This is a genomic window from Qipengyuania benthica (assembly GCF_030717865.1).
GTDB classification, from domain to species: domain Bacteria; phylum Pseudomonadota; class Alphaproteobacteria; order Sphingomonadales; family Sphingomonadaceae; genus Qipengyuania; species Qipengyuania benthica.
Genome location: NZ_JAVAIL010000001.1, coordinates 298,532 through 322,992, shown reverse-complemented (window position 1 = coordinate 322,992; position 24,461 = coordinate 298,532). Strand labels below are relative to the sequence as shown.

Genomic DNA, 24,461 nt, shown 5'->3' with positions numbered 1-24,461 from the left:
GCGGCGCGCATGCGGCTGTCCATCTTCCCGCTTCCCGGTGCGATCCTGTTCCCGGGTCTGCAACTGCCGCTGCATATTTTCGAGGAACGCTATCGCGCGATGACCAGCGATGCGCTGGCGCGCGACCGGCGGATCGCGCTGATCCAGCCCTTGCGCGGCGGTGACCGTTCGCCGCTCTATTCGGTCGGCTGCATCGGCAAGATCGGCGAGGTCGAGGCGCTCGACGACGGACGCTACAATCTCATCCTCGAAGGCGAGAGCCGCTTCCGGCTGCTCCACGAGCTCGATGTCGCCACACCTTTTCGCCAGGTCGAGGGCGAGCCGATCGTCGATGCCCGCGATGCCTATCTTTCCAGCGTCGAGCGCGCCGGCTTCGAGCAGGAGGCGCGCCGCTTCGCCGACATTCAGGGCTACAGCGTCGACTGGGATTCGGTCGAACGGCTCGACGACGAAGCGCTGATCAACGGGGTGTCGCAGATCGCGCCGTTCGACGTCGCCGCCAAGCAGGCGCTGCTCGAGGCGGACAATCTCTCCGAGCGCTGCGAACTGCTGATCCAGCTGATGCAGTTCTTCGCGCTGCGCGATGGCGGCGACGACAAGGTGACCTTGCAGTGAGGCGATCAGTCCTGCGAGCGATCGGTCCGCGGTTCCATCGCGGATAGCATGGATGCCAGCGCCACGAATGCGTTCCGCTCGGCACTGTCCTCGTTGTAATTCCTGGCCTGCACCACGAGCACCGCATCGTAATCGGGCACGATGGCGACGATGTTGCCTCCATTGCCCTTCATCATCCACGCACCGGCATAGCCTTCCGGTGTCGGAATCGGTGTGAACCACCACAAATCGCCGTAATACACATGTTCTCCCATGCGGTGCCGCGGCGTCAGAATGGTATCGATCCAGTTCGCGGGGAGAATGCGTTCGCCGTTGCTCTCGCCCCTCTCGAGGACGAGCCGACCGAGGCGGAGCAGCGCGTCGTCCCCGATCGTCAATTGCCCGCCCGACTGGACTTCGCCACTGCGCGAACGCCGCCAGACGACGCCCGTGATGGCCAGCGGATCGAAGAGGCGACGCTGAACATAGCCATCGAAGGCTTCTTGCGTCGCCTGTTCCACAACCTGGCCGAGCAGGAACACTCCGGCGGTACAATAGGAGAAGGGACCGCTACCGTGCTCGTCCCGCGAATATGCTCTCGAAGGAAGCGCCAGTACGAATTCGCGCCAAGCGCGCGTGCGGTACATCTTCTCTTCCTGCCCGGGCGACTTGCGATCCCAGTCGTTGCAATCGAGCGCCGAGGACATGCCCAACAAATCCGCGACGGTGATGGAGTCGAAAGGCTCCCCGCGCTTGTGCCCGAGATAGGGCCAGACCGCGACATCCGTTCCCGCCAGATGCCCATCCGCGATCGCGGCTCCCACCGCGAGCGCGGTGATCGATTTGCCGGCGGAGCGGATGTCGACCGGATCTCCCAACCGACCTTCGTCGAATCGCTTGCGATAGACCGTCTTGCCTCCCTGCTCTGCGGCGAGAGCGACGATCCTGCCCAGCCTGCCCGCGCCGATGGCGCGTTCCAATTCAGCGGGGTCGAGACGTTCCAGAGGCTGGGCCAGCGCCGGCTGAAGAGGCAGTCCCAAAGCGATCGCCATGCCCAGGAGAACGAGACGGACCATAAGCACAAACTCCCACGGGTTGCGCAGCTCTAGGAGAGGAAGCCTGAATGGACCGGGAATGCGTTAAATCCCGAAGCTGCCCTTCAGTCCGTCGATCACATATTGCGCCGCCAGTGCCGCGAGGAGCACACCGAGCAGCCGGGTGACGACCGCCTCGACGCGGTCTCCGAACAGCCGCATCAGCGGTCCGGCGGCGACCAGCGCCACCATGGTGATCACCAGAACCGTCGCCAGCGCCCCCAGAACCATCAGCTGATCGTTGAGATCGTCCGCTTCGTTCATCAGCAGCATGATCGCCGCGATCGCTCCGGGACCCGCGAGCATCGGCATCGCCATCGGGAAGACCGAGACATCCTCGACTTCGGAGGCGGCGATCTTTTCCGCGCGTTCCTCGCGCCGCTGGGTGCGCTTCTCGAACACCATCTCGAAGGCGATCCAGAACAGCATGAAGCCGCCGGCGATGCGGAAACTGTCGAGCTGGATATGCAGCGCGCCGAGCAATTGTTCGCCGAACAGCGCAAAACCGAGCAGGATCGCCAGCGCGATCACGCTCGCGCGGATCGCCATGTTGCGCCGCTCGGCCGCGCTCGCGCCCTTGGTCAGCCCGGCATAGATCGGCGCGCATCCCGGCGGATCGATCACCACGAACAGCGTGATGAAGGCAGATACGAAGAGTTCGTTCATTGCGGGTCGAACCTGCCATCGGCGGTGACCGCGAAGTCGAGCGCAGGCTGCCATTGTCCGCCGCGCCAATGCTGCGCCGCGAACAGGCGTCGACCGTCGGCGCGCTGCTGCCAGCGCCAGGTCAGGGTCCCGTCGCGCGAGATGCCGCCGCCCGAGGCTGCGCCGGGGGCATCGGACCATGCAGGGTCAGCCGGCGGTGCGTCGGCGGTGCGGCAATCCGCCACCTCGCCCTGGATCATCGGGATAGCCTGGACGACGATCACGGACTCGTCCTCCGTCTGGGGCTCGCGGTCGCGGTTCTCGCGCTGCGTCAGTGCCGTGTCGGGCGCGCCCATATCGTAGGTCCAGCGATAGGTCCCATCGCGCTGGCGTTCCCACACGGTGACGTAATAACCCCAGCTGCCACCGGGTTCGGCGAATTTGCCCTGGCTGACCGCGAGTTGCCCGTCGCAGCTCGACCAGACCGCCAGCGGCGTCCACTGGACCGGAACCGGCGGATCGCTCTGCGTGGCGAGGAAGCCCGCCGCGTCGATCACGCCGTTGCGTCCGTGAATCACCCCGCCATCGGCGAGGAAGCGGCGGAAGGCGGTCCATTGCCCGTCCTCTCGCGCCGCGCGTGCGAAGGCGATTTCGGTGGCGACCACGTCGCTGGGATTGGCGGTGTTGCGGACGTCGCGCATGAAGCCCTCGGAATAGCGCACCGGGGGCGAACCGGCGCAAGCGGCGAGCGTCAGGCAGAGGACGAGGCCCGCGACGCGGATCACAGCGTGCCCTCGGGCAGGTCGAGCCCCTCGTTGCGGTAAGCGGCGACCAGCGTGTTGCGCAGCAGCACCGCGATCGTCATCGGCCCGACCCCGCCGGGCACCGGAGTGATCGCGCCCGCAACCTCGCCCGCACCGGCGTAGTCGACATCGCCGACCAGCCGCCCCTTGGTCTCGCCCCCGCCCTCGCTCACGCCGGGGGGCAGGCGGTTGATCCCGACGTCGATCACCGTCGCCCCGGGCTTGAGCCAGTCCGCCTTGACCATCTCGGGGCGGCCCACCGCAGCGACCACGATATCCGCGCGGCGCACCACATCGGGCAGGTCCTTCGTGCGGCTGTGCGCGATGGTGACGGTGGCATTGGCATCGAGCAGGAGCTGCGCCATCGGCTTGCCGACGATGTTGGAGCGGCCGATCACCACCGCTTCCAGCCCCGACAGATCGCCGAGCCGGTCGGTGAGCAGCATCATGCAGCCCAGCGGGGTACAGGGGACGAAGCCCTCCTGCCCGACCGCGAGCCGCCCGGCACTGATGACATGGAAGCCGTCGACGTCCTTGTCGGGATCGATCGCGGCGATCACCGCCTGTTCGTCGATATGCGCAGGCAGCGGGAGCTGGACGAGGATGCCGTCCACCGCCGGGTCGGCGTTGAGCGCCGCGACCAGCGCCAGCAATTCGTCCTGCCCGACGCTGTCCTCGAGCCGATGCTCGAAGCCGTTCATTCCGGCCTCGGTCGTGGCCTTGCCCTTGCTGCGGACATAGACCTGGCTCGCCGGGTCCTCGCCCACCAGCACCACCGCGAGCCCAGGCTTGCGCCCGGCAGCGCGCGCGAATTCCGCCGCCTGCGCGCCCACCCGCTCGCGCAAGCCGGCGGCGAAAGCCTTCCCGTCGATCCGTTCGGCGGCCATCGTCAGCCTCTCAGCAACGAGCCGAGGATGATCAACACGATGTTGAGCAGGATGATCAGCACCAGCGGCGAGAAGTCGATCGCCCCGGTGCTGGGCAGCACATTGCGGATCGGGCGCAGCACCGGTTCGAGCAGGCGGTTGATCGCATTGTAGAAGCTGGCGAGGAATTCGTTCGAGCTGTTCACCACGTTGAAGGCGAACAGCAGGCCGATCACGAACTGGATGATGATCAGCATCACCAGCACATTGGTCAGCATCGCGATGATTTCGTAGATCGTGTAGAGCGCCTGCATCGTGTTCCGTCCGTTTTTGGGCCGTTTGTGAGTTGCGGCCCGTCCTATCGAGCCGAGACGATCGGCGCCAGACTCAAGTCGGTAGTCTCAAGTCCGGTAGTCTCAAGTCCTGCCCTCTTGCCCCGCGCCGCCGCCATTGGCCGCGGTCCTGATCAGCGTGCCCGCGCCGCTGGCGGTGAAGAATTCGAGCAGCATGGCATGCGGCACCCGCCCGTCGAGCACCACCGCCGCCTCGCAGCCCGCCTCCACCGCGTGGACGCAGGTTTCCAGCTTGGGGATCATCCCGCCGCTGATCGTCCCGTCCGCACGCAAGCGCGCGATGTCGGCGGGGGTGAGATCGGACAACAACGCGCCCTGCTTGTCGAGCACGCCCGCCACATCGGTGAGCAGGAACAGCCGCGCCGCGCCCAGCGCCGCGGCCAGCGCGCCGGCAAAGGTGTCGGCGTTGATGTTGTAGGTGTGGCCGTCCTCGCCCGCGCCGATCGGGGCGACGATCGGGATCATCCCGCTGGCGCTGACGGTGTCGATCACCGTCGTATCGACATGCGTCGGGCTGCCGACGAAGCCGAGGTCGAGCGCCTGTTCGATCAGGCTGCCGGGATCCTTGCGGGTGCGGGTCAGCTTGGTCGCGGTGACGAGGTTGCCGTCCTTGCCCGACAGCCCGATGGCCCGTCCGCCGGCACCCGCGATCCAGCCCACCAGCTGCTTGTTGATCGCGCCCGACAGCACCATCTCGGCGATCTCGGCGGTGGCCTTGTCGGTGACCCGCAACCCGTCGACGAAGCTGCTCTCGACCCCGAGCTTCTCGAGCATCGCGCCGATCTGCGGACCGCCGCCATGGACCACCACCGGGTTGATCCCGACCGCTTTGAGCAGCACGATATCGCTGGCGAATTCGCGCGCGGCCTTTTCGTCGCCCATGGCGTGGCCGCCGTATTTGACCACGAAGGTGCGCCCGGCATAGCGCTGGAAATAGGGCAGCGCCTCGATCAGCACTTCCGCCTTGGCGTGCAGGCCTGTCGTGTTCGTCTCGCCTTCGCTCATGGAAAACCGCCTGCTCCCGTCGCTGCAAGGCAGGCGCTTAGCCAATGTCGGAGCAACCGCAAAGGGCCGGGGCGCAAATACTCGGCCCGGCTGGTCAGACAGCAGAGCTTGTGGCAGGCCGTCGCGATGAACCGCATCGCTTCCTGCTTCGCTCTCGCCTCCTCTCTCGCGCTCGCCGCCTGCGCGCATTCCGCCGAACGGGCCGCTGCCGAGCCCGCGCCGCAGGAGGCGTTCTGGCAGGCGCTGTCGAGCCATTGCGGCAAGGCCTATCCCGGCGCCCTGACCAGCACCGAGCAAGCCGACGCCGACATGCGGGGCATGGAAATGGCGATGCATGTCCGCGAGTGCTCGGACGAGCGGATCGCGATCCCCTTCCACATCCGCCAGGCGGACGGGAGCTGGGACCGCAGCCGCACCTGGCTGATCACCCGCACCGCAGATGGCCTGCGGTTGAAGCACGACCACCGGCACGAGGACGGCAGCGAGGACGCGGTCACGATGTATGGCGGCGACACCGCGAGCGCGGGCACCGCGCTTGTGCAGGAGTTCCCGGTCGATGCCGAGAGCGTGGCGCTGTTCGAGCGCGAGGGGCTCGACGTTTCGGTGACCAATGTCTGGCAGGTCGCGGTCGATCCGGCGGGAGCAGAGGAGCCGGTGTTCGCCTATCGGCTGATCCGCGAGGGCGCCAATGCGCGCGACTTCCGCGTCGCCTTCGACCTGTCGCAGCCGATCCCCGCCCCGCCCGCGCCATGGGGGCATGAGTAACCGGGCATGAATAACGGGGCATGAGTAACGCCCCCCGCTAGCGCCCGGCAAAGGTCACGGTTTGGTCTGACACAGCGGCGGGTTGTAAGCGCTCCGGCGGCGGGCCCGAAACCGGCCGTCTGCGGATGCCGCGATCGAGCTGCGACAGATGCTCGAGCAGCGCATTTGTGTCCTCTTTCCGGTAGCTTGCGCAATAGCGCCCGTGATCCATCCGGACCTGGATCAGCCCGGCGCGATAGCGATAGGCGGGGCTCAGACCTGTGGCTTTCGCCGAATCCAGATCGACGGCGATGTGTGGCTTTCCCAGCGCCGCATCCCAGGCCGCGGCAAACCCCGCCGCGCCGGCGCGCTTGCGCAAGCGATAGGCGCATTCGCGGCCCATCCCCGCTGCGCGCGCCGCCGCCGCCACCGAGCGCGTCTGCGCCAGAAAGCCGATGAAGTGCGCCTGCCGCAGCGGCGTCCAGCCATCGGCGCGCGGCGCCACGGGGACGGGGTGGAAGGCGGGCAGCCGGCGGCGGCGCAGCGGCGCGGGAGTCGGAGCGGGCCCCGGAGCGGGAGTCGGATCAGGCGTCATCGCCCGGGATGGAGCAGATTGCGCGCGTGTAGGAAAATGGAATTGGCGCCGCCCCTAATCCGCCCCGAATCCGCCACGGCCACGCCACACGTCCGCCACCAACCCGCCACACGTTGCGAAATTCACACGGTTTCAAATCGACTGTTGCAATTCGGGCGTTAGGCGTTGCATGGTGCCTTTCTTCGTGAGAAGCGGGCGGAGGGCACCAAGCCTCCCGCCTCAGAAGGAGTTTTCTATGCGTATCCGTACCGCCTTGACCGCAGTGGCCGCCGCTGCCGTCGCCGCAACCCCGCTCGCCGCCGCTCAGGCGCGCACCAGCATGCCCGTCGAGGGCGAGAGCGAAGTCGGGGGCGTTTCGCCCGTGGCCGGCGTCGCCATCTTCGCCGCGATCGTCGCGGCGATCTATTTCATCGCCGATTCGGAAGACGAAGCCGTCAGCCCGTAAGATCGTCGATCGACAGACTACCGAAAGGCCTCGCTGCGGCGGGGCCTTTTTTTATGCGCGGCGGATTCGCGAGGGTGCGGTCGCGCGCTTAATCCTTCGGTGAGGATCGGGTGCGCATGATGGCGCGGTGCCGCACCCTTCCGCCCCCGTTCTGCCCTTCCGCCGCCCGCGCAAATCCGGCGGAGCGGGAACGCCGCTGCTGGTCGCGCTGCCGCTCGCCGCGTTCGCGCTGGTGTTCTTCTGGGACGGACCGCCCGGCGCGATCGGCGCGGCGGGCGACGACTCCCCCGCGCGCTCGGGACCTGCGCGCTCCGGGGCCGGCCCCTCCGCCGGCCCGTCCGCCGGCCCCTCCGCCGGCACGACCGACCGCGAGGCCGCGCGCTTCGACATCTGCACGGGCCGCGGGCGGGTGACCTGCGTCGTCGATGGCGACACCATCTGGTACCGCGGCGAGAAGATCCGCATCGCCGATATCGACACCCCCGAGGTCAGCCGCCCCGAATGCCCGCGCGAGGCCGAACTGGGCGCAATCGCGACGCAGCGGATGCTGGCGCTGCTCAACGAGGGGGCGTTTTCGCTGGAACCGGACGGCGAACGCGACCGCGACCATTACGGCCGCCTGCTGCGCACCGTCACCCGCGACGGCGCCAGCCTGGGCGCGGTGCTTGTGGACGAGGGGCTGGCGGAGGAATGGGGCGGGACGCGGCTGGAGTGGTGCTAGAGCGGCCGCAACCGGAAAGCCCTCACCCGGTCAGGACCCATGTGCCCAGCCCTGCCGCAGCGACGATCTGGCTCATGGCGATGGTGTGGAGATTGCTGGAGAACGGCTGCTTGCGCGTCTTGTGGCGAAACAGCCGCCTGCCCGCATAGGCGCCGGGCGTTCCCCCGATGAAGGCAAGCTGGAGCAGCGTGGCCTCGGAGATGCGGCGGGCACCAGCTTCCGCCAACATCTTGTCGACCCCGAACGCCGCGAAAGCGACGAAATTGCTCGCGATGAGATAGGTCGCGATGTTCGCCGGGGTGAGGAGGGCGAGCGGGTCCATCGGCGGGTGATAGCGGGGGAGCGGTTACCGATTGATTTCTGACGCTGCACGCTCTGGAGGCCAGTAAATCCCGGAGCTTTGGGCGGGCGTGGACTCACTGTCCGCGATGGGGTTCACAGCCGATGCCGTCATTGTCGCGGTCGAGATGCGCGCCGTAGCCGGGTTCGCCGCGCCGGACCGGCGCCGCGCCCGCCGCGCGGGCCTCGGCGCAATTACGGAAGGCGAAAGCGCTGTCTGGCGACCGGCGGATGCTGGTCTCGGGCTCGGCACCGATGGCCCAGGGGTTGTCCGGGGAAGTGTATTGGTGCGGCGAGGGGTCGGACCCGAGAAAACCAAGCGGCACATCGGGCAGGCCGAATTTGGCGATCCCCACCACCGCAAGCACGACGAGCGCGCCACCGATTTCGAGCACGGCTTTCATGGGCGCAGTATGCGCTGGTTGAGTTAGCTAAGGGTAAAGGTGGGCCGCGTAGGAAAGATAAGATACCACGCGCTATCTGTTACCAAACGAGAGCGAAGGGATACTTGGTGTTCGAGGCTCTGAAAAATCTGGAAGCTCCCAAGTGGGATCTTCACTTGCGTATGAAGTGAGGGTCCTCCGGATTTCCGAGACAAAGTCGCTGCATTTGAGCGGGTAAAGCTTCGTATAGTCGTGATCGCGATGCGTTTGGTATTCGTCTAATCCGAACAATTTTTCCAAATCTTCCGATACGGTCATAGTATCAGACTTTGACATACCAAAAGAGGTTCCGAATATGCCGACGTGTTTTGAAGCCGCACAAGCCATTAAATCTAGATTTTGCCGATGGAATCCGAAGCCAACGAAAACTATCCTATCTGCAGCTTTGACCGCTCCGCGAATTCCGTCAACCAAATTTGTATCTTCAACTTGCTCGGTGAAGGTTAGTATTTGACTGGTGGCAACCGCCATATCGTCTGCACTGCAATGTCCGAACTTAACCGCGCCATCTGACCTTTCCCACGGAAGAGTACCTGCCTTTCCATATGGCCGATAAATTGGAAGACGGGACATTACCTCTCGTACGGCTTCAGTTTTCAAGCCATAAAAATTCGATATGGCGAACGGAAGGTAATGCTCGATCACTCGATCGTAATTGAAGTTTATAATCGTTAAATTTTCGAATATGTTTTCAATCTGTGATTTTCTGCGACCTTCGATTAGAATCTTTGTGAGGCCATCGAGCCAAGTATTTGAAAAACTAGAAATATCAATCTGTTCAGGGAAGTGGTCGATCCACTGACTGAGGGGGGATGACTCCTCTGCAGCAAGTATGCTCCTGACTATACCAAATTTTCCAACAAGAGCCGCTTTTTCATCCTCAAGTGCATCCAGAACGTTGTCGATGGAAAGCCCCTGCTTACTTGATTTAACTATTTGCGAAGCAGAATGTAGATGTTCATTATATCTTTGGTTGTTCGCATTGGCATCAAGCGAATTTCGTAGCGCCTCCACGATGGTGTAATCACCACGCTTCAAGCGGCCAAATTCGTAAGAGATATCAACACGCCGAGCAATGTCATCAAGCAAGGCCGCCCCCAAGGGAAAGCCAAACTCTGCACTTGCGCCAGCTCCTACGACAAAGACGGTCTTGGCGCGGAACACTACCTCACTCCGCAGCCACGCTTGCACTACCGCCCGAATCCCCGAACAGCCCAGGCCCGTCGTCGGTGCTCACCTCCTCCTCGTTCGCGGCCTTGGCGCGCGAGCTGGAGCGTTTGTCGAAGCTCGACCACACATCCTGCCAATTGCCCGTGGTCGCGCCCTTGGAATATTCGGTGGCGCGGGTTTCGAAGAAGTTCGCGTGCTCGACGCCGTTCAATAGCGGGGCGAGCCAGGGGAGCGGGTGGTCTTCGACCATGTAGATCGGCTTCAGGCCGAGCTGGCCCAGCCGCCAGTCGGCGATGTAGCGGATGTAGCGCTTGATCTCGTTGGCGGTCATGCCGTGGACCGGGCCCTGCTCGAACGCCAGATCGATGAAGGCGTCCTCGAGCCGCACCGTCTTCTGGCACATGTCCATGATGTCTTCCTTGACCGCTTTGGTCAGGCAGCCGCGTTCTTCGCAGAAGGCGTGGAACAGCTTGATGATGCCTTCGCAATGCAGGCTCTCGTCGCGCACCGACCAGCTGACGATCTGGCCCATGCCCTTCATCTTGTTGAAGCGCGGGAAGTTCATCAGCATGGCGAAGCTGGCGAAGAGCTGCAGCCCCTCGGTGAAGCCGCCGAACATGGCGAGCGTGCGCGCGATGTCCTCGTCGGAATCGACCCCGAACTGGTCGAGATAATCGACCTTGGCCTTCATCTCCTCATATTCGAGGAACATGCCGTATTCGCTCTCGGGCATGCCGATGGTGTCGAGCAGGTGGCTGTAGGCGGCGATGTGCACCGTCTCCATGTTGGAGAAGGCGGCGAGCATCATCTTGACCTCGGTCGGTTTGAACACGCGGCCGTATTTCTCGTGGTAGCAATCCTGCACCTCGATATCGGCCTGGGTGAAGAAGCGGAAGATCTGCGTGAGCAGGTTGCGCTCGTGATCGGAGAGCTTTTGCGCCCAGTCGCGGCAATCCTCGCCCAGCGGCACTTCCTCGGGCATCCAGTGGATTTGCTGCTGGCGTTTCCAGAAGTCGTAGGCCCAGGGGTATTCAAAGGGCTTGTAGGTCTTGCGGGCTTCGAGCAACGACATCTTGTGTCTCTCCGGATCAGCGTGAACGACTCATATAGGGAAAAGCGCCGGGTTTTCGAAGGCAAAGCTGCTCGATTCGGCGGGGATAAGACCCGGTCAAGCGAACAAATCGTGACCGGGCTCGCATCGCGCCCGCAAAGCTGCGGCTCGGACAGGCCGGGACCGGCTGATCGCGAGCGGAGCCCGACGGCTATTGCGCGCCCGCCACCGGCACGTCGAGCAGGATCAGCGCCGTCCCGTCCTCCACGCCGTACGACCAGTGCAGCCGTTCCGAAACCGTCGGCGGTTCGACCACGAAGGCGATCGTCACCCGACCGAGCGGTTCGCCGTTCTTGCCGTATGTCCGGCCCCGGTGTTCGAACGTGGCGGGATCGTCGCCGAGCGGTTCGAGCGCCACGCCTTGGATGTCCTGTTCGACCAGCCTCGTGACGAAATCGCTGAACCTTTCGCGCACCTCCTCGTCCACTCCGTCCCACTTGGCGAGGCTGAGCAACAAGGCTGCGTCGCGGGTGGAAAATGCGTGGTGGATGCGGTCGGCCAGTATCTGCGCCGCGGGATCTGCGGGCAGATCGGCATCGTCCGGATGATCCGATGCATCCCCGGCGGCTTCGACATTCGAAATCGCGGCAGTGTGGGGCTGAGCCCAGGCGGGCGCAGCGCCCAGCGCCAGCGCCAGCACGGGCGCGGCCAGCGTGGCACGAAGCGGAACGGGACGCATCGGGATAACCCCTCACCTTGGCCGTTCGCAGCGAACGGGCTGCGCGCGCATAGCACATGGGAGCCGAAAAAGCGCCGGGCTTCGGATGGGCGCAGATCGGCGCAGGCGGGCGCGCCGGTAGAAGGCCGGAAGCAGGCCGGAAGCGGGTGTTTCCTGCGACGAATGGCGGAACGGGCGGGGGCCGCGAGCCGTTGATGGGGTGAAGGAGACGCACCCATGGGACAATACGAACCGACCGACAGCCGCAACGTCACGCTCTCGAACGACACCGCGCCGGGCGAGCCCGACCGCACCGGCCCGCGCGAAGGCGAGACCCGCCGGCAAGAGCCGCGGAGCGACGATGCCTCGAACAGCCCTGGCTCGGGTGGCGCGCAGACCGGCTATGGCAACAGCCGCAACGAGCGGGGCACGGCGGAGCAGGACGTCGCGACCGGGAAGCGCGCTGCGAAGGATGGGGCGGTCGTGGGCGAAACCTCGAGCGAGCCCGCGCGCAAGGCGCAGGCCGACGCCAAACGCCCGCTCGGCGGCGCCTGAACCGCCCGTTCGGCACTCCGTCCCGCGCTTGCCGCGCGAGCCGTTGCTCAGCGCCGACGAAGCGAGGAACGGAGTCCGCCGCTCGCCCGTTGATAGGGTATAAGCACTTTAAAAGATTGGAGAATATATGTTCGAGAAGATTCGCATCAAGGAACACATGGAAGTCGCAAACGCCAAGGGCGATCATGTCGGAACCGTCGACGAGGTCGAGGACGACAAGATCAAGCTGACCAAGAGCGATGCCGCCGACAGCATGCACCACTATCTGTCGACGAACGACGTCGAGAAGATCGACGACAACCGCATCTATCTCAAGGAAAGCGCGGTCATCCCCGCGGGCCTGGGCAACAAGGCGAACGTGACGGCCTGACCCGAGCCGAACTTTGAAACCACCGGTCCTAACGGATCGGCAGGTCATGAAAAACCCCGGCGCACCATGCGGTGCCGCCGGGGTTTTTGCGTGCTGGAGGGTCGCCCCCCCGCCGCTACTGGCCGGCCATCACTGGCAGGACAGGCATTCCTCGTAATCGGTCTGCTCGCCCAGCCCCGCCATCAGCTCGATCTTGGCCGCGTCGGCAGTGTTGTCGGCCTCGACCCCGCCCGCGAAGCCCGCGCGCTGCACGCTCTTGGAACGCAGGTAATAGAGCGATTTGATGCCTTTCTCCCAGGCCTGGAAGTGCAGCATCATCAGGTCCCATTTGTCGACATCGGCGGGGATGAACAGGTTGAGGCTCTGCGCCTGATCGATGAAGGGCGAGCGATCGGCAGCGAATTCGAGCAGCCAGCGCTGGTCGATCTCGAAGCTGGTCTTGAAGGTCGCCTTCTCCTCCTCGGTGAGGAAGTCGAGATGCTGGACCGAGCCGCCCTTCTCGAGGATCGAATTCCAGACGTTGTTGGAATTCTTGCTCTTCTTGTCGAGAATCTTCTCCAGATAGGGATTCTTGACGATGAAGCTGCCCGACAGCGTCTTGTGGGTGTAGATATTGGCGGGGATCGGCTCGATGCAGGCGCTGGTGCCGCCGCAGATGATGCTGATCGACGCGGTCGGCGCGATCGCCATCTTGCAGGAGAACCGCTCCATCGCGCCGGTTTCCTCGGCATCGGGGCACGGCCCGCGCTCCTTGGCGAGTACCATGCTGGCTTCCTCGGCCTTGGCGCTGATGTGCTTGAACATCTTCAAATTCCAGACCTTGGCCATCGGGCTTTCGAAGCCGATGCCCTTCTGCTGGAGGAAGGAGTGGAAGCCCATCACGCCCATGCCGACGCTGCGCTCGCGCATCGCCGAATATTTGGCCCGCGCCATCTCTTCGGGCGCGCGGTCGATATAGTCCTGCAGGACGTTGTCGAGGAAGCGCATGACGTCCTCGACGAACTGCTTGTCGCCCTGCCACTCGTCCCATTTCTCGAGGTTGAGCGAGGACAGGCAGCACACCGCAGTGCGATCGTTGCCGAGATGGTCGCGCCCCGTCGGCAGGGTGATTTCCGAGCACAGGTTCGAGGTCGAGACCTTGAGCCCCAGCTCGCGGTGATGCTTGGGCATCATCCGGTTCACCGTGTCGGAGAAGACGATATAGGGCTCGCCCGTCGCCAGCCGGGTTTCGACCAGCTTCTGGAACAGCGAGCGCGCATCGATGGTCTTGCGCACCGAGCCATCGCGCGGGCTGACCAGATCGAACTCGCTGCCGCTGCGCACCGCTTCCATGAAGGCGTCGGTCAGCAGCACGCCGTGATGCAGATTGAGCGCCTTGCGGTTGAAATCGCCCGATGGTTTGCGGATCTCGAGAAATTCCTCGATCTCGGGGTGCGAGACGTCGAGGTAGCAGGCCGCCGAACCGCGCCGCAGCGAACCCTGGCTGATCGCCAGCGTCAGCGAATCCATCACCCGCACGAAGGGGATGATGCCGCTGGTCTTGCCGTTCAATCCGACCGGCTCGCCGATCCCGCGGACGCTGCCCCAATAGGTGCCGATTCCGCCGCCCTTGCTCGCCAGCCAGACGTTCTCGTTCCAGGTGTTGACGATGCCCTCGAGGCTGTCGTCGACCGAGTTGAGATAGCAGGAGATCGGCAGCCCGCGGTGGGTGCCGCCATTGGACAGCACCGGGGTGGCGGGCATGAACCACAGCCGCGAGATGTAGTCGTAGAGCCGCTGCGCATGTTCCTGGTCGTCGGCATAGGCGTCGGCGACGCGGGCGAAGAGATCCTGATAGGTCTCGCCGGGCAGCAGATAGCGATCGTTGAGCGTTTCCTTGCCGAACTCGGTCAGCTCCGCATCGCGCGCGGAATCGGTGACGATGTCGAACCGGCGGTCGAGGATCTTCTTGCTGTCGTGCTCGGCCGCAGCTTCGGCGGCGTTCGCGGCGTTGGTCCTGGCGGCCTGCGCCAACGCACCGGCCACGGCGCGGCTGGCGCCATCCTCGATCAGGGCTTCGCTGCCTGTATCGCTTCGTTCCATTTCGACCGCTCTTCCCGATAGCTTCGCATCGTCTGTGTTGGTGCTTGTGTGGTTGGCTGCGTGGGTGCCTGTGTTGGCGCCAGTGTCGGCGTCAGCGTTGGCACCGGCGTTGGCGGAAACCTGCGCGTCGTCGAATTCCTGCGTCTCGCCATCGAGGTTCATCGCGCCATCGTTCCCGTTTCTGAAATCCATTGCAGCCCCACCGTTTCATGCTGCGGAAGGGTGCGATCCGTTCCGCTTGTGTTCGACTCGTGTTCGACTCGGCGAGAGGCCCCAGCCTAGCAGTTCGGGACCGCCGGGATATCAAAACTTATCCCCGTCTTGTCCCCCGAACCGGATCCCGGACGGGGCATGACCCGAAATGGGTGCTGCACCGCGCCTTCGCTAGGTCTTGTGGGTACCCCCCGTATTCCAACCACTAGATACTGAATCGGAAGCGAGGTCCGCGCAAGAGGGTGAATGCCGAATTAAGCCGGGCCGGGCCGATCCGCACGGACTGTATTATAGCGCTGCAACGCCGCGACGCGTGGACCAAGCTGGGGTTCGCTCCGGCGCAAGAGCCAAAATGAATCCGGGAAAAAATTTTTGCGGGCAAAAGCGCCTGGCGCAGCGCTTGAAGCGATCGAATCGCCGCCCGCAATTTTCATACCCTAGGCGGGTACCGCCTGCTTCGCGTGGTTGGCGATCTCATCGGCGATGTCGTCGACCAGTTCGAGCGGCAGATCGTGACCCCAGCCGGGGATCGTCCGGATCCGCGCGCCGTGTATCGTCGCCGCGGTGTCGCGCCCGCCCTCGACCGGAACCAGCGGATCGGCCTCTCCGTGGAGCACCAGCGTCGGCAGATCGATGGTCCGCAGCATCTTGCGACGGTCGCCATCGTGGAGAATCGCCGCCAGATGCCGGGTCGGGCCTTCGGGATAGAGACTGCGCCGGATCGAGGCCTGAGTGCGCGCGTGGAGGCGATCCTCGGGCGTGGGATAGGCGGGCGAGCCGATCGTGCGGGCGAGATATTTGCCGTGCTCGACCAGCACCGCTTCATCCGTGCTCTCGGGCCGCTTGGTCAGCGCCTCGAGCGCTTCCTTCTTGGCCGAGGGCAGCCTGGGATTGCCGGTGGTGGAAAATACCGAAGTGAGCGACAGGCAGCGGGTCGGATGCCGCGCGGCGACATGCTGCGCGATCATCCCGCCCATGCTCGCCCCGACGATATGCGCCTTGGCGATGCCCAGCGCATCGAGCAGACCGATTGCGTCGTCGGCCAGATCGGCGAGCGTGTAGGGCACCTTGGGCTTGAACCCGATCTTGCCCATCAGCACCTGCCGCGCGGGGCTGGGCGGCTTGTGGCCGGTGAACTTCTGGCTCAGCCCGACATCGCGATTGTCGTAGCGGATCACGCGAAAGCCGCGCGCCGCCAGCCCCTCGACCAGCTCGTCGGGCCACAGCGTCAGCTGCGCGCCGAACCCCATGATCAGCAGCATCGCCGGGTTCGCCGGATCCCCCTGTTCCTCGTAATGAATCTCGACGCCGTTCGCGGTAGTCTTGGGCAAGGCAGCCTCCCTGATGCGTTGTCTGTTCGGCGGTTTGCATGCATTGCGCGGCAAACAACCGATTGCCCGCAATACGCCGCACCCGGGGGAGAATGTCCAATGCTAAACATCATCGGCGCCATCGTGGCAGGGCTGATAATCGGGGCGCTGGCGCGCTTCTTCTATCCCGGCGAGGTCGAAATGGGCTGGCTGACCACCATCGCGCTGGGCGTAGGCGGGTCGCTGCTGGCGGGACTGGCGTTCCATCGCGGACGCGGAGGGTTCGACCGCCCGGGATGCCTGAGCAGCATTCTGGGGGCAATGGCGCTGATCCTGATCGGACGCCTGCTGGGTCTTTAGAGCGGCTGCACATCAGCCAAGAAGGAAAACCGCTTTCTCTAGCAATTTTACGCTACTACCGAGGATGAATGATGCAGTTGGTCGGACGAGAATTGATGAAGCACGCAGCCTTCTTGGTGAGCCTGGTGGCAGCTGCCGGACTAGGCGGCTGCGTGGCTGTCGCGAAAAAGGAGGTCGGCAAGGAATTCGCCAGAGTATGCGTCGAAAAAGGTGCAGACAACCGGGTGGTGCCCGGAGAATATGTGTCTCGCGGAGGGATGTTCGGGACCGTCAGCATGACGGGAGATTGTCTCGCACCCGGCGACGAAGGATACGAAGACGCAATACCGGTCGAAGAATATCTCGAGAGCGTTGGCCGCAGAAGCGCACAGCCGTGACGAAGGACGACAGGAAAGGGTTCACGCAACCCCCGCCTGGTAGCTGAACCCGGCTCGCTTGCATTCGCCATTCGCCTCCGGGCGGGCACCGCTGCCGACGAACCGGCGCAAGAAGGGCGGAGCGCCTGCGCGCTCCGCCCTTTGTGCTTTTCAGCTCTTCCGGATCAGGCGTGTTTGGCCTGCAGGTTGACGCTGCGCTCGGCCAGATCGGTCATGTTGTCGTCGGTGTCGTAGATCTCGGCGGTGATGCGATCGAGTTCGGAGACATGGTCGCTCTTGCCCAGCGCCTCGGCGAAGGCCTTGGCGGTGCCGAAGCCGCAGATGCCGTAGTGGCACATCCGCTGGAACTGCGAGATGATGACCACGTCGCGGACATCCTCGTCCTCGATACCGGCTTCGAGCGCATGCTTGTTCGCCTCCTTCACGAGGCCTTCCATGCCCTTGCAATGCTCCTTCTCGGAACCGCCGCAATCCTCGAGCAGCTTCTTGATCGATTGCGTGTGCTTGGTGATGCCCTCGGCGGATTTGGTCAGCCGCTGCTTGAGCTTGTCGTCGCCCGCGGCATTGGCAAGATCGCGGACGCATTTTTCCATCTGGTCGTTGGCGGACCAGCTGTCGGCGAGTTCATGGGCGTAGCAATCGGCCAGATTCTTGGGGGCGGACATAGAATATCTCCTCGTAGGGGGTGTACCCGATCTACGAGCGGAGGCGGCGTTCTATCCGCGAAATCGCCGCGCATGCGTCCGGGCGGACCCCAATCGCGACGGGGCGCAGCCTTCGCCTTCAGGGCACCAGCACGGTATCGCGCGCCACCGGGTCGGTCTGTGGATGATCGAGGATGAAATGCAGCCCCCGGCTCTCCTCGCGCCTGAGCGCGCTGCGCACGATCAGATCGGCCGATTCCAGGAGATTGCGCAGCTCGATCAGATCGGTCGTGACGCGGAAGCTGCCGTAATAATCCTCCACCTCGCGGCGCAGCAGCGCGATCCGGTGGGCGGCGCGCTCGAGCCTTTTGGTGGTGCGCACGATGCCGACGTAATTCCACATGAAGCGGCGGATTTCGGTCCAGTTCTGCTTGATGACCACCTCCTCGTCGGAATCGGTCACCTTGGTGTCGTCCCATTCGCGGATCGCAGGGGGATCGCGCATGTCGTCCCAATTAGCGAGGATGTCGCGCGCCGCCGCCTCGCCGAAGACGAAGCATTCGAGCAGCGAATTGGACGCCAGCCGGTTGGCGCCGTGCAGCCCGCTCTCGGTGCATTCGCCCGCCGCCCACAGGCCGGGCAGATCGGTCCGCGCGGCGAGGTCCACCACCACCCCGCCGCAAGTGTAATGCTGCGCCGGGACCACCGGGATCGGCTGCGTGGTCATGTCGATCCCCAGCCCGGACAGCTTTTCGTCGATGGTGGGGAAATGCTGGCGGACGAACTCAGTCGGCTGGTGGCTGATGTCGAGATGAACGAAATCCAGCCCGAAGCGCTTGATCTCGGAATCGATTGCGCGAGCGACCACGTCGCGCGGGGCGAGTTCCATCCGCTCGGGATCGTAGAATTCCATGAAGCGCTTGCCGGTGCGGGGATTGTAGAGCCTCCCGCCCTCGCCGCGCACCGCCTCGGTGATGAGGAAGTTCTTGACCTCGAGATTGTAGAGGCAGGTGGGGTGGAACTGCATCATCTCCATGTTCGAAACCCGCGCTCCGGCGCGCCAGGCCATCGCGATGCCATCGCCGGTGGCGCCGCGCGGCGCAGTCGAGAAGCGGTAGCAGCGCCCTGCGCCCCCTGCGGCAAGAATGGTGGCGCGCGCGACATGCGCCTCGACCCTGCCGGTGGCCTCGTCGAGCGCATAGGCGCCCCAGACATGGCCGTCGCCCGAGAAGCGCTCGGCATTGCGCCCGGTGATCAGATCGATGCAAGCGCGCCCGGGCAGCAGGGTGATGTTGGGATGGGCCGCGGCGGCCTTGAGCAGCGCCTCCTGTACCGCCCAGCCGGTGGCATCGTCGACATGGACGATGCGGCGGTGGCTGTGCCCGCCCTCGCGGGTGAGGTGGAGATCGCCTCCCCTGTCGTCGCTGCCGCGGTTGAAGGGGACGCCGAGCTCGCGCAGCCGTTCGATGCTGCGCGGCGCGCGTTCGATGACGAATTCCACCGTCTCGAGGTCGTTGAGCCCCGCCCCCGCCACCATGGTGTCGCGGATGTGATCCTCGAAAGTGTCGCCGGCATCGAGCACCGCGGCGATCCCGCCCTGCGCCCAGGCGGTCGAGCCGCCGTCGAGCGTCCCCTTGGCGAGCACCAGCACCGTGCGGGTCTCGGCCAGCGCCAGCGCCGCGGTCAGCCCGGCTGCGCCCGAACCGATGATCAGGACGTCGTGAGTCACGAGCCCCCCTCCCGCTTGCGGGAGGGGTCGGGGGTGGGCCTGTCTTTCAGCGCTACCTGAATAGCGATCGCCACACCTTCCATATCGTTCAGAACCTCGTCGTTGGTGAACCGCATCACGCGATAACCCTCACGGTGCAGAAAAGCGTCGCGCAAACCATCGTGCTCGGTTTGCATCTCATGCGAGTGTCCGTCCAGTTCGACGACCAGCCGATGCGAGCGGCAGAGGAAATCGGCGTAATAGGGTCCGACTGGCATCTGGCGGCTGAATTTCGCTCCGAGTTGCGAGCGGGAGAGATGGGTCCACAGCATCCGTTCGGCGGGCGTTGCGGCATTGCGCAAGTCGCGGGCGCGCTGGGTGTTGCGGGTTTTCCACTCGGGCATTCCTGTTTCTTGCCCACCCCCGACCCCTCCCGCAAGCGGGAGGGGGGAAGATGGCTCTGACAGCAGCAAAACCGCCCTCACCCCCCGCCGGTGAGGCTGACGAAGACATCCTCGAGATCCGCCTCGCGGGTGGTGACGTCCTCGATCGCGTAGCCGTGGCTCTGCACCAGCGCGAGCACCTGGCCCGCGGTGGTGGCGTCGCGGTCGTAGGTGATGTCGAGCCGGCGGCTCTCGATCACCTCGGCCTTGAGGAAGCTCTCGTCCATCGGCGGGCCGGCGAGATCCTTGTCGACCGTGACCGAGACGATCTTCTCGCGCGCCATGCCGATCAGTTCGCGCGTCGGCTTGTTGGCGATCAGCTCGCCATGGTTGATGATCGCGATCCGGTCGCACAATTGCTCGGCTTCCTCGAGGTAATGCGTGGTCAGCACCACCGTCACCCCTTGCGCGTTGAGCCCGGCGACCAGCTCCCACAATTGCCGCCGCAGCTCGACATCGACGCCCGCGGTGGGCTCGTCGAGCACCAGGATCGGGGGCGAATGGACCATCGCCTTGGCGATCAGCAGCCGCCGCTTCATTCCGCCCGACAGCGTGCGCGCATAGGCGTCGCGCTTGTCCCACAGATGGACCGCGCGCAGCAGTTCCTCGCTGCGACGCTCCGCCTTGGGGACGCCGTAGAAGCCGGCCTGGTTCTCGAGCACCTCGAAGGGGGTGAAGAAAGGATCGAAGACGATCTCCTGCGGCACGATCCCGATCGCGCGCTTGGCGTTGCGGCGGTTGCGATCGATGTCGAACCCCCAGATCTCGGCGCTGCCCCCGGTCTTGTCGACCAGCCCGGCAAGGATGTTGATCAGCGTCGATTTGCCCGCGCCATTGGGGCCGAGCAGGCCGAAGATGCCGCCCTGGGGGACATCGAAGCTGACCCCCTTGAGTGCCTGCTTGCCTTCGCCGCTCTCGCCCTTGCCCGGGGCGTAGCGCTTGGCCAGATTGTCGATGCGGATCGCGGGGGGTGGTGCCATGCTGCGGCGGTTAGGTAGCCGCGCGCCACAAGGCAAGCGGCAGGAACGCCTCGCTGCGGCCGTCACTGCCCCGTTGCACAGGGCCCGCGCAGCCTCTATCGGCTGCCTCCATGAGCATCGCCCCGCCCGAAACCATCCTCGTCGACCTGCGCCGCGTGTGGTGCGACGGCGCCACCGACATCCGCGGCGGGCCCAACTTCCGCCCCGCGGCGCTCGGCCACCCCAAGATCTATCTCGAGATCGACGAGCACGGCTATGTCGATTGCGGCTATTGCGATCGCCGCTTCGTGCTGCGCGGCGGCCCCGCCGACGGCGCCGACCAGGCGAGCCTGCGCGATATCTCCGAAGGCGCCGATCCGGGCCATCGTTGAGCACCAGCGTTGAGCGGCACCGCTGAGCGCACGATCCCCGCCGCAACCTTTCGCAGCGCCCGGCGAACGCCTACATAGGCTGGATGAACCAGACCACGGATCCGCACGCACTGCTTTACGGCACCACGCTCTCCCCGGATGAAGCCAAGTCGCTCACCGCCAAGCTGCTTTCGTCCTGCGACGATGGCGAGCTCTACCTCCAGTTCCTCGCGTCCGAATCCTTCGCCTTCGACGACGGCAGGCTCAAGACCGCCGATTACAGCCGCGATTCGGGCTTCGGCCTGCGTGGTGTCTCGGGCGAGATGACCGGCTTCGCGCATGCCAACGAGCTCAGCGCCGCCGCGATCGCGCGCGCGGGCGAGACGCTGCGGCTGCTCGATCCCACCAGCAGGCCGTTCGCCGCGCCGCCGCAGCGCAGCAACCGCCATCTCTACACCGCCGACAGCCCGCTCGACGCGGTGCCCTTCGCCGAAAAGGTCGCGCTGCTCGAGAAGATCGACGCGGTGGCGCGCGCCAAGGACCCGCGCGTCGCGCAGGTCACCGCCAGCCTGTCGGCGAGCTGGAGCGCGATCGAGATCGTCCGCCCCGACGGTTTCGTCGCGCGCGACATCCGCCCGCTGGTGCGGCTCAACATCGCCATCGTCGCCGAAGCCAATGGGCGGCGCGAGCGCGGCAGTTTCGGAATGGGCGGGCGCTATCTCTACGACCGCCTTTTCGACGAAGGGCAGTGGATGCGCGGAATCGACGAGGCGGTGCGGCAGGCGCTGGTCAATCTCGACAGCGTCGCCGCGCCCGCGGGCGAGACGACCGTGCTGCTCGGCCCCGGCTGGCCCGGCGTGCTGCTCCACGAGGCGATCGGCCATGGGCTCGAGGGCGATTTCAACCGCAAGGGCACCAGCGCCTTCTCGGGCCGGATCGGCGAGCGAGTCGCCGCGCCCGGCGTCACCGTGGTCGACGACGGCTCGATCGCCGAACGCCGCGGCTCGCTCAGCATCGACGACGAGGGCACCCCGACGCGCGAGACCGTGCTGATCGAGGACGGCGTTCTCAAGGGCTATATGCAGGACCGGCTCAACGCACGGCTGATGGGGGTCGAGGCGACCGGCAACGGCCGCCGCGAGAATTATCAGCACGCCCCCATGCCGCGCATGACCAACACCTTCATGCGCGGTGGCGACGACGATCCCGCCGAACTGCTGTCGCGGGTCAAGGACGGGATCTATGCCACCGCATTCGGCGGCGGGCAGGTCGATATCGTCTCGGGCAAGTTCGTGTTCGCCTGCACCGAGGCCTACAAGGTCGAGAAGGGCAAGATCGTTGCCCCGATCAAGGGAGCGACGCTGATCGGCGACGGCCCCTCGGTGCTCACCCGCGTGAGCGGGATCGGCAACGATCTGGCGCTCGACGAAGGCGTGGGGGTCTGCGGCAAGGGAGGCCAGAGCGTGCCCGCCGGCGTGGGCCAGCCGACGCTGCTGATCGACGGGCTGACGGTGGGCGGGACCGGCTGAAGAGGGAGTGGCGAGGGCAAGGCGGAACCCAGGGCGCTCATCCTCGGTTCAGCGGTCGTTTGCTACATGATGGGCGAAGGAGAAACGCTATGAACAAGCTTACCGCAATCGCAGCCGCCACGGCCGCGCTTGGCCTGCTCGCCGCACCCGCGACCGCCGAGGAACGCCCGAAGGGTGAAGCCAAGCTGGCAAAACTGCTCGAAAACCGCGTCGCGGGCGAGCCCGAGCGCTGCATCCGGTTGATGGGCAATGATCCGCTTACCATCATCGATGGCACCGCGCTGGTCGCCAAACAAGGCAACACCGTCTGGGTCAACCGCACCGCCAACCCCGAGTCGCTCGACGACAACGACCGGATGGTGATCCGCAAGTTCAGCGCCTCGCAGCTGTGCCGGCTCGATCAGGTCACCACCTATGCCCGCCATGGCGATTACTACACCGGCAACATCATGCTTCAGGATTTCGTGCCCTATCGGCTCGAAGGCTGATTGCCCCCGTTGATGCTGACGCGATGATGCTGACGCGACGACGCTGGCGCATGACGCTGGCGCAGTAATGCCGGCACGGTGACACCCGCTCGATGACGTTGGCGCAAAGGCCTTGGGCCGCCGACCTGCTCCATATCTGGTTCCAGCAATTGGGACCCGAAGACTGGTTCGGCGGCTCCGAGGCGGTCGACCTGCTGTTGCGCGAACGGTTCGAACGCTGGCTCCACGCGCTGGGCCACCGACCTGCGGCTGAATTCCTGACCGATCGCGCCACTGCGCGCGCCGCCATCCTCCTCTTCGATCAAATTCCGCGCAATCTCTATCGCGGCAGCGCGCAGGCCTTCGCCTGCGATCCGCTGGCGCTGGCGCTGGCGCATGGCGTGCTTGCGCTCGGCTGGCACGAAGGCCTGCAGTCAGCCGCAAAACAATTCGTGCTGATGCCGCTGATGCACAGCGAGGCAATCGCCGATCAGCGGTTGAGCCTGGCGCTGTTCGTGCGCCACGCGCCCGCATCGCTGTCCTTCGCGCGCTCGCATCACGCGATGATCGCGCGCTTCGGCCGCTTCCCGCATCGCAACGCGGTGCTGGGTCGCGAAACCACGCCAGCCGAACAGCGCGCGATCGACGCCGGGTTCAGCTGGTAGCCGCTTTCCGCATCCTCAGCCCGGGCCTTAGCCCTTGGGCTTGAGCAGCCGGTCGGGACGGATGCGTTGTGCCTCGCCGAACAGGCCGTAGGTCTTGTTGACGTAGTTGGAGACATCGATGATCGAATCGAGATATTTCTCGAGTTCGCCGGTCATCTCCTGCTCGACGAGCCGGACATGCGCGGACGGATTCTCGGTCTCGAAATGGACGTAGAACCACGGGTCCCCGCGCTTGAGCACCAGCGGCTTGGACAGATCGTACCATTCGAAGGCCCAGGCGAGCGGGCGCGGCCAGATATGGATCGGAAACCGCCCCCCCATCGCCAGCCCCGGGCGCTGTTCGGGGAACCAGTGCAGATAGGGCGGCGACTGGACCACGTAGCACGGCTCGTCCGCGACGAAGACATAGGGCGCGGTGAATTGCAGGATCGGACGCTCGGGGTGGCGCCATTCGTTCTGCGGCTGCAGCTGGAACAGATTGGCGCGCCCCTGCGGCCGCATCTGCGAGGCCTCGCCATCGGCATCGGTGAGCTGCAGCCTGCCCTGCGCATCGCGGGCGAAGGCGAGGGTCAGATCGACCGGGCAGGGGATGACGTAATGCCGCCGGTCGAAGTCGATCGCCGCGGGGCAGACCTGGATCGATTTGGCGCTGGTCGCCTTGGGATCGCTGCGCGAGAAGCTCTTGGGCGCCCCCCAGATGGCGTTGCCTTGCGCGAAGCGGACGGTCCAGCCGACCGTGACATTGCGCTTCTTGCCGCGCCCCTCGGCCTCCGCCGCGCCGGCGTCCTCGGCGAAATAATCGTCCCAGCTCATGTGTCGCAC

General features: G+C 65.2%; 31 protein-coding genes. 12 read left to right on the top strand and 19 right to left on the bottom strand.

Annotation, left to right across the window (positions count from 1 at the left end; genetic code table 11):
* Nucleotides 1-9 precede the first annotated feature (9 nt).
* Nucleotides 10-615, top strand: a complete 606-nt coding sequence (locus Q9K01_RS01600) for an LON peptidase substrate-binding domain-containing protein (protein ID WP_305928464.1) — start codon at nucleotides 10-12, stop codon at nucleotides 613-615.
* Nucleotides 616-620: 5 nt separating this feature from the next.
* Here the strand turns inward: Q9K01_RS01600 and Q9K01_RS01595 are convergent, their stop codons facing one another.
* The 6 genes from Q9K01_RS01595 to argB all read right to left on the bottom strand — a co-directional run bounded on the left by Q9K01_RS01595 (nucleotide 621) and on the right by argB (nucleotide 5,360).
* A complete protein-coding gene (locus Q9K01_RS01595; protein WP_305928463.1) occupies nucleotides 621-1,670 on the bottom strand; it encodes a serine hydrolase domain-containing protein in 1,050 nt (349 codons plus the stop codon).
* A 63-nt stretch (nucleotides 1,671-1,733) separates the two neighbouring features.
* Nucleotides 1,734-2,354: a MarC family protein gene (locus Q9K01_RS01590; protein WP_305928462.1), complete on the bottom strand. Its 621-nt coding sequence runs from the start codon at nucleotides 2,352-2,354 to the stop codon at nucleotides 1,734-1,736.
* On the bottom strand, nucleotides 2,351-3,118 hold the full coding sequence (locus tag Q9K01_RS01585; RefSeq protein WP_305928461.1) for a hypothetical protein: 768 nt from the start codon (nucleotides 3,116-3,118) through the stop codon (nucleotides 2,351-2,353). Before Q9K01_RS01585 ends, Q9K01_RS01590 begins: the two co-directional genes overlap by 4 nt.
* Entirely contained in the window at nucleotides 3,115-4,023 is a 909-nt protein-coding gene (folD, locus tag Q9K01_RS01580; protein WP_305928460.1) for a bifunctional methylenetetrahydrofolate dehydrogenase/methenyltetrahydrofolate cyclohydrolase FolD, read from the bottom strand. The genes Q9K01_RS01585 and folD overlap by 4 nt, the downstream gene beginning before the upstream one ends.
* 2 nt (nucleotides 4,024-4,025) lie before the next feature.
* Nucleotides 4,026-4,316 (bottom strand): YggT family protein, encoded by a 291-nt coding sequence (locus tag Q9K01_RS01575; protein ID WP_305928459.1) that lies wholly within the window; start codon nucleotides 4,314-4,316, stop codon nucleotides 4,026-4,028.
* A 102-nt stretch (nucleotides 4,317-4,418) separates the two neighbouring features.
* A complete protein-coding gene (argB, locus tag Q9K01_RS01570) occupies nucleotides 4,419-5,360 on the bottom strand; it encodes an acetylglutamate kinase (protein ID WP_305928458.1) in 942 nt (313 codons plus the stop codon).
* Nucleotides 5,361-5,486: 126 nt separating this feature from the next.
* Between argB and Q9K01_RS01565 the strand changes: the two genes are divergently transcribed.
* Nucleotides 5,487-6,125 carry a hypothetical protein gene (locus Q9K01_RS01565; protein WP_305928457.1) on the top strand — a complete coding sequence of 213 codons (639 nt, stop codon included), beginning with the start codon at nucleotides 5,487-5,489 and terminating at the stop codon, nucleotides 6,123-6,125.
* A gap of 37 nt (nucleotides 6,126-6,162) precedes the next feature.
* On the opposite strand, the gene Q9K01_RS01560 is transcribed toward Q9K01_RS01565, so the two are convergent.
* A complete protein-coding gene (locus tag Q9K01_RS01560) occupies nucleotides 6,163-6,699 on the bottom strand; it encodes a helix-turn-helix domain-containing protein (RefSeq protein WP_305928456.1) in 537 nt (178 codons plus the stop codon).
* 235 nt (nucleotides 6,700-6,934) lie between these two features.
* On the opposite strand from Q9K01_RS01560, the gene Q9K01_RS01555 reads away from it, so the two are divergent.
* On the top strand, nucleotides 6,935-7,144 hold the full coding sequence (locus Q9K01_RS01555) for a hypothetical protein (protein ID WP_305928455.1): 210 nt from the start codon (nucleotides 6,935-6,937) through the stop codon (nucleotides 7,142-7,144).
* Between the two features lie 127 nt (nucleotides 7,145-7,271).
* Nucleotides 7,272-7,865: a thermonuclease family protein gene (locus Q9K01_RS01550; RefSeq protein ID WP_305928454.1), complete on the top strand. Its 594-nt coding sequence runs from the start codon at nucleotides 7,272-7,274 to the stop codon at nucleotides 7,863-7,865.
* 22 nt (nucleotides 7,866-7,887) lie between these two features.
* Here the strand turns inward: Q9K01_RS01550 and Q9K01_RS01545 are convergent, their stop codons facing one another.
* From Q9K01_RS01545 to Q9K01_RS01525, 5 genes are all read right to left on the bottom strand, one after another.
* Nucleotides 7,888-8,187 carry a DUF1294 domain-containing protein gene (locus tag Q9K01_RS01545; RefSeq protein ID WP_305928453.1) on the bottom strand — a complete coding sequence of 100 codons (300 nt, stop codon included), beginning with the start codon at nucleotides 8,185-8,187 and terminating at the stop codon, nucleotides 7,888-7,890.
* Nucleotides 8,188-8,281: 94 nt separating this feature from the next.
* A complete protein-coding gene (locus Q9K01_RS01540) occupies nucleotides 8,282-8,608 on the bottom strand; it encodes an excalibur calcium-binding domain-containing protein (RefSeq protein WP_305928452.1) in 327 nt (108 codons plus the stop codon).
* Nucleotides 8,609-8,680: 72 nt separating this feature from the next.
* Nucleotides 8,681-9,811, bottom strand: a complete 1,131-nt coding sequence (locus tag Q9K01_RS01535; RefSeq protein WP_305928451.1) for a hypothetical protein — start codon at nucleotides 9,809-9,811, stop codon at nucleotides 8,681-8,683.
* A 4-nt stretch (nucleotides 9,812-9,815) separates the two neighbouring features.
* On the bottom strand, nucleotides 9,816-10,889 hold the full coding sequence (locus tag Q9K01_RS01530) for a ribonucleotide-diphosphate reductase subunit beta (protein WP_305928450.1): 1,074 nt from the start codon (nucleotides 10,887-10,889) through the stop codon (nucleotides 9,816-9,818).
* Nucleotides 10,890-11,079: 190 nt separating this feature from the next.
* On the bottom strand, nucleotides 11,080-11,607 hold the full coding sequence (locus Q9K01_RS01525; protein WP_305928449.1) for a hypothetical protein: 528 nt from the start codon (nucleotides 11,605-11,607) through the stop codon (nucleotides 11,080-11,082).
* A gap of 216 nt (nucleotides 11,608-11,823) precedes the next feature.
* Between Q9K01_RS01525 and Q9K01_RS01520 the strand changes: the two genes are divergently transcribed.
* Nucleotides 11,824-12,141 (top strand): hypothetical protein, encoded by a 318-nt coding sequence (locus tag Q9K01_RS01520; protein ID WP_305928448.1) that lies wholly within the window; start codon nucleotides 11,824-11,826, stop codon nucleotides 12,139-12,141.
* A 127-nt stretch (nucleotides 12,142-12,268) separates the two neighbouring features.
* Nucleotides 12,269-12,511: a DUF2171 domain-containing protein gene (locus Q9K01_RS01515; RefSeq protein WP_305928447.1), complete on the top strand. Its 243-nt coding sequence runs from the start codon at nucleotides 12,269-12,271 to the stop codon at nucleotides 12,509-12,511.
* A gap of 129 nt (nucleotides 12,512-12,640) precedes the next feature.
* Here the strand turns inward: Q9K01_RS01515 and Q9K01_RS01510 are convergent, their stop codons facing one another.
* Nucleotides 12,641-14,785, bottom strand: a complete 2,145-nt coding sequence (locus Q9K01_RS01510) for a ribonucleoside-diphosphate reductase subunit alpha (RefSeq protein ID WP_422785274.1) — start codon at nucleotides 14,783-14,785, stop codon at nucleotides 12,641-12,643.
* A gap of 458 nt (nucleotides 14,786-15,243) precedes the next feature.
* Nucleotides 15,244-16,137 carry an alpha/beta fold hydrolase gene (locus tag Q9K01_RS01505; protein WP_305928446.1) on the bottom strand — a complete coding sequence of 298 codons (894 nt, stop codon included), beginning with the start codon at nucleotides 16,135-16,137 and terminating at the stop codon, nucleotides 15,244-15,246.
* A 99-nt stretch (nucleotides 16,138-16,236) separates the two neighbouring features.
* On the opposite strand from Q9K01_RS01505, the gene Q9K01_RS01500 reads away from it, so the two are divergent.
* A complete protein-coding gene (locus Q9K01_RS01500; RefSeq protein ID WP_305928445.1) occupies nucleotides 16,237-16,476 on the top strand; it encodes a GlsB/YeaQ/YmgE family stress response membrane protein in 240 nt (79 codons plus the stop codon).
* 68 nt (nucleotides 16,477-16,544) lie between these two features.
* Entirely contained in the window at nucleotides 16,545-16,853 is a 309-nt protein-coding gene (locus tag Q9K01_RS01495) for a hypothetical protein (protein ID WP_305928444.1), read from the top strand.
* A gap of 164 nt (nucleotides 16,854-17,017) precedes the next feature.
* Here the strand turns inward: Q9K01_RS01495 and Q9K01_RS01490 are convergent, their stop codons facing one another.
* The 4 genes from Q9K01_RS01490 to Q9K01_RS01475 all read right to left on the bottom strand — a co-directional run bounded on the left by Q9K01_RS01490 (nucleotide 17,018) and on the right by Q9K01_RS01475 (nucleotide 20,628).
* Nucleotides 17,018-17,518, bottom strand: coding sequence for a ferritin-like domain-containing protein (locus tag Q9K01_RS01490; RefSeq protein WP_305928443.1), 501 nt, complete (start codon nucleotides 17,516-17,518; stop codon nucleotides 17,018-17,020).
* Nucleotides 17,519-17,636: 118 nt separating this feature from the next.
* Entirely contained in the window at nucleotides 17,637-19,226 is a 1,590-nt protein-coding gene (gene nadB, locus Q9K01_RS01485; protein WP_305928442.1) for an L-aspartate oxidase, read from the bottom strand.
* Nucleotides 19,223-19,609, bottom strand: a complete 387-nt coding sequence (locus Q9K01_RS01480; RefSeq protein WP_305928441.1) for an endonuclease domain-containing protein — start codon at nucleotides 19,607-19,609, stop codon at nucleotides 19,223-19,225. The genes nadB and Q9K01_RS01480 overlap by 4 nt, the downstream gene beginning before the upstream one ends.
* 77 nt (nucleotides 19,610-19,686) lie before the next feature.
* Nucleotides 19,687-20,628: an ABC transporter ATP-binding protein gene (locus Q9K01_RS01475; protein ID WP_305928440.1), complete on the bottom strand. Its 942-nt coding sequence runs from the start codon at nucleotides 20,626-20,628 to the stop codon at nucleotides 19,687-19,689.
* Between the two features lie 110 nt (nucleotides 20,629-20,738).
* Between Q9K01_RS01475 and Q9K01_RS01470 the strand changes: the two genes are divergently transcribed.
* The 4 genes from Q9K01_RS01470 (at nucleotide 20,739) to Q9K01_RS01455 (ending at nucleotide 23,639) form a co-directional block, all read left to right on the top strand.
* On the top strand, nucleotides 20,739-20,999 hold the full coding sequence (locus Q9K01_RS01470; RefSeq protein WP_305928439.1) for a zinc-finger domain-containing protein: 261 nt from the start codon (nucleotides 20,739-20,741) through the stop codon (nucleotides 20,997-20,999).
* Nucleotides 21,000-21,082: 83 nt separating this feature from the next.
* Nucleotides 21,083-22,507, top strand: a complete 1,425-nt coding sequence (tldD, locus tag Q9K01_RS01465) for a metalloprotease TldD (RefSeq protein WP_305928438.1) — start codon at nucleotides 21,083-21,085, stop codon at nucleotides 22,505-22,507.
* Between the two features lie 89 nt (nucleotides 22,508-22,596).
* On the top strand, nucleotides 22,597-22,995 hold the full coding sequence (locus Q9K01_RS01460; RefSeq protein ID WP_305928437.1) for a hypothetical protein: 399 nt from the start codon (nucleotides 22,597-22,599) through the stop codon (nucleotides 22,993-22,995).
* A 92-nt stretch (nucleotides 22,996-23,087) separates the two neighbouring features.
* Nucleotides 23,088-23,639 carry a DUF924 family protein gene (locus Q9K01_RS01455; protein ID WP_305928436.1) on the top strand — a complete coding sequence of 184 codons (552 nt, stop codon included), beginning with the start codon at nucleotides 23,088-23,090 and terminating at the stop codon, nucleotides 23,637-23,639.
* A 27-nt stretch (nucleotides 23,640-23,666) separates the two neighbouring features.
* On the opposite strand, the gene Q9K01_RS01450 is transcribed toward Q9K01_RS01455, so the two are convergent.
* Nucleotides 23,667-24,452 carry a hypothetical protein gene (locus Q9K01_RS01450; protein WP_305928435.1) on the bottom strand — a complete coding sequence of 262 codons (786 nt, stop codon included), beginning with the start codon at nucleotides 24,450-24,452 and terminating at the stop codon, nucleotides 23,667-23,669.
* Nucleotides 24,453-24,461 lie beyond the last annotated feature (9 nt).

Coding starts and splice junctions, on each gene's coding strand:
- Q9K01_RS01450 (WP_305928435.1), bottom strand. CDS start 24,452: ATGAGCTGGGACGATTATTTCGCCGAGGACGCCGGCGCGGCGGAGGCC.
- Q9K01_RS01480 (WP_305928441.1), bottom strand. CDS start 19,609: ATGCCCGAGTGGAAAACCCGCAACACCCAGCGCGCCCGCGACTTGCGC.
- argB (WP_305928458.1), bottom strand. CDS start 5,360: ATGAGCGAAGGCGAGACGAACACGACAGGCCTGCACGCCAAGGCGGAA.
- Q9K01_RS01555 (WP_305928455.1), top strand. CDS start 6,935: ATGCGTATCCGTACCGCCTTGACCGCAGTGGCCGCCGCTGCCGTCGCC.
- Q9K01_RS01595 (WP_305928463.1), bottom strand. CDS start 1,670: ATGGTCCGTCTCGTTCTCCTGGGCATGGCGATCGCTTTGGGACTGCCT.
- Q9K01_RS01590 (WP_305928462.1), bottom strand. CDS start 2,354: ATGAACGAACTCTTCGTATCTGCCTTCATCACGCTGTTCGTGGTGATC.
- Q9K01_RS01495 (WP_305928444.1), top strand. CDS start 16,545: ATGATGCAGTTGGTCGGACGAGAATTGATGAAGCACGCAGCCTTCTTG.
- Q9K01_RS01475 (WP_305928440.1), bottom strand. CDS start 20,628: ATGGCACCACCCCCCGCGATCCGCATCGACAATCTGGCCAAGCGCTAC.
- Q9K01_RS01530 (WP_305928450.1), bottom strand. CDS start 10,889: ATGTCGTTGCTCGAAGCCCGCAAGACCTACAAGCCCTTTGAATACCCC.
- Q9K01_RS01515 (WP_305928447.1), top strand. CDS start 12,269: ATGTTCGAGAAGATTCGCATCAAGGAACACATGGAAGTCGCAAACGCC.
- Q9K01_RS01545 (WP_305928453.1), bottom strand. CDS start 8,187: ATGGACCCGCTCGCCCTCCTCACCCCGGCGAACATCGCGACCTATCTC.
- Q9K01_RS01565 (WP_305928457.1), top strand. CDS start 5,487: ATGAACCGCATCGCTTCCTGCTTCGCTCTCGCCTCCTCTCTCGCGCTC.
- Q9K01_RS01560 (WP_305928456.1), bottom strand. CDS start 6,699: ATGACGCCTGATCCGACTCCCGCTCCGGGGCCCGCTCCGACTCCCGCG.
- Q9K01_RS01540 (WP_305928452.1), bottom strand. CDS start 8,608: ATGAAAGCCGTGCTCGAAATCGGTGGCGCGCTCGTCGTGCTTGCGGTG.
- Q9K01_RS01470 (WP_305928439.1), top strand. CDS start 20,739: ATGAGCATCGCCCCGCCCGAAACCATCCTCGTCGACCTGCGCCGCGTG.
- Q9K01_RS01600 (WP_305928464.1), top strand. CDS start 10: ATGCGGCTGTCCATCTTCCCGCTTCCCGGTGCGATCCTGTTCCCGGGT.
- Q9K01_RS01575 (WP_305928459.1), bottom strand. CDS start 4,316: ATGCAGGCGCTCTACACGATCTACGAAATCATCGCGATGCTGACCAAT.
- Q9K01_RS01520 (WP_305928448.1), top strand. CDS start 11,824: ATGGGACAATACGAACCGACCGACAGCCGCAACGTCACGCTCTCGAAC.
- Q9K01_RS01490 (WP_305928443.1), bottom strand. CDS start 17,518: ATGTCCGCCCCCAAGAATCTGGCCGATTGCTACGCCCATGAACTCGCC.
- folD (WP_305928460.1), bottom strand. CDS start 4,023: ATGGCCGCCGAACGGATCGACGGGAAGGCTTTCGCCGCCGGCTTGCGC.
- Q9K01_RS01455 (WP_305928436.1), top strand. CDS start 23,088: ATGACGTTGGCGCAAAGGCCTTGGGCCGCCGACCTGCTCCATATCTGG.
- Q9K01_RS01510 (WP_422785274.1), bottom strand. CDS start 14,785: ATGGATTTCAGAAACGGGAACGATGGCGCGATGAACCTCGATGGCGAG.
- Q9K01_RS01460 (WP_305928437.1), top strand. CDS start 22,597: ATGAACAAGCTTACCGCAATCGCAGCCGCCACGGCCGCGCTTGGCCTG.
- Q9K01_RS01500 (WP_305928445.1), top strand. CDS start 16,237: ATGCTAAACATCATCGGCGCCATCGTGGCAGGGCTGATAATCGGGGCG.
- Q9K01_RS01525 (WP_305928449.1), bottom strand. CDS start 11,607: ATGCGTCCCGTTCCGCTTCGTGCCACGCTGGCCGCGCCCGTGCTGGCG.
- tldD (WP_305928438.1), top strand. CDS start 21,083: ATGAACCAGACCACGGATCCGCACGCACTGCTTTACGGCACCACGCTC.